Origin of the sequence: Mesorhizobium sp. M7A.F.Ca.ET.027.03.2.1 (genome assembly GCF_003999175.1) — a bacterium.
Taxonomy (GTDB): Bacteria; Pseudomonadota; Alphaproteobacteria; order Rhizobiales; family Rhizobiaceae; genus Mesorhizobium.
In genome coordinates this window covers 1-1,099 of the sequence record NZ_RZOM01001466.1, presented here as the reverse complement: position 1 = coordinate 1,099, position 1,099 = coordinate 1, and the positions used below count along the sequence as shown (strand labels likewise).

Sequence of the window (1,099 nt, the reverse complement as noted above, 5' to 3'; positions counted from 1 at the left end):
GCGCGGGTGCAGGGCGTGGGTCGTGAGGATTCGGGCCATGTCGGTCAAGCTTTTTCGAGCGCCGGGCTTTGAGGTTCCTCGCCATGGCCCTCGATCAGGCCTTTCCAGTAGCTCTCAGCCCCTTGCAGATGGGCGCTCATCAGCGCCTGGGCGAGATTGCCATCGCGGCGCAGCAGCGCCTCATAGATCTGGATATGCTCGGCATGCGAGCGCACGTTGCGCTCGGGGTCGTTGAAATAGATCGGCAGGCGCTGCTCGCCCATCATGTAGTAGACGCTGCAGACATTGTGGAAGACGCTGTTCTTGGTGGCGCGCACGATCTCGAGGTGGAATTCACGGTCTTCCCTGGCAAGCCCTTCGCCGGCGGCAATGCGCTCTTCCGAAGCTTTCAGTATCTCGCGCAGCCGCTCGAAATTCTCCTCTGTGGCGCGCGAACAGGCAAGTTCGGCCGCCTTGATCTCGTGGATTTTGCGCAGTTCGACCGTTTCGTAGATCTGGATCGGGTCGAGCGGCAGGCCCGCGCGCGCAAAAAGCGCCATGGCCTCCACGCTGGCCTGCTTGGTGTCGATGTAAATGCCGGACTTGGCCCGGCGCTCGACGATGCGCATGGCCTCCAGGATGGCCAGCGCCTCGCGGATCTGGCCGCGGCTGACGGCGAAATGCTCCGCCAGTTCGCGTTCCGAAGGCGTTCGGCCGCTCTCCTTGTCCGAATGGGAGAACAGGTAGGCAGCGAGTTCCGCGAGGAGGTTCTTTTCTTTCATCGTCAACCGCGTTGCGCGTGCGCCTCAAGGAACCGCTCCGAAATGGTGAATCCCAGACCCGGTTTTTCCGGGATCGCTATCATGCCGTCCCTGGCTTCGACAGTCTCTTCGACCAGATCATGGATCATCGGGTTGGCGCCGAGCGAATATTCGACGGTGAAACTCGACGGCGAGGCGGCGCAGACATGCAAGCCTGCGAAAAAACAGGGCGCGCCGGCCCACAAATGCGGTGCAAAGCGCAGATTGAAGGCGCTGGCGATGGTGCCGATCTTCATCGCCTCGCTGATACCGCCGCAGAAGGCGGGATCCGGCTGGAAAATGTCGGCGGCTTTCAGCAC

Annotated in this window: 2 protein-coding genes; both read right to left on the bottom strand. The window is 62.0% G+C overall.

Features of this window, described 5'->3' with window-relative positions:
- Positions 1-44: 44 nt before the first annotated feature.
- The gene (locus EN750_RS35660) at positions 45-761 is read right to left on the bottom strand and encodes a FadR/GntR family transcriptional regulator (RefSeq protein ID WP_013529506.1); all 717 of its coding nucleotides are present in this window, start codon (positions 759-761) and stop codon (positions 45-47) included.
- Between the two features lie 2 nt (positions 762-763).
- Positions 764-1,099 (bottom strand): enolase C-terminal domain-like protein (locus EN750_RS35655; protein ID WP_281062380.1); only part of this gene is annotated, 336 nt, incomplete at its 5' end.

Coding starts and splice junctions, on each gene's coding strand:
- EN750_RS35660 (WP_013529506.1), bottom strand. CDS start 761: ATGAAAGAAAAGAACCTCCTCGCGGAACTCGCTGCCTACCTGTTCTCC.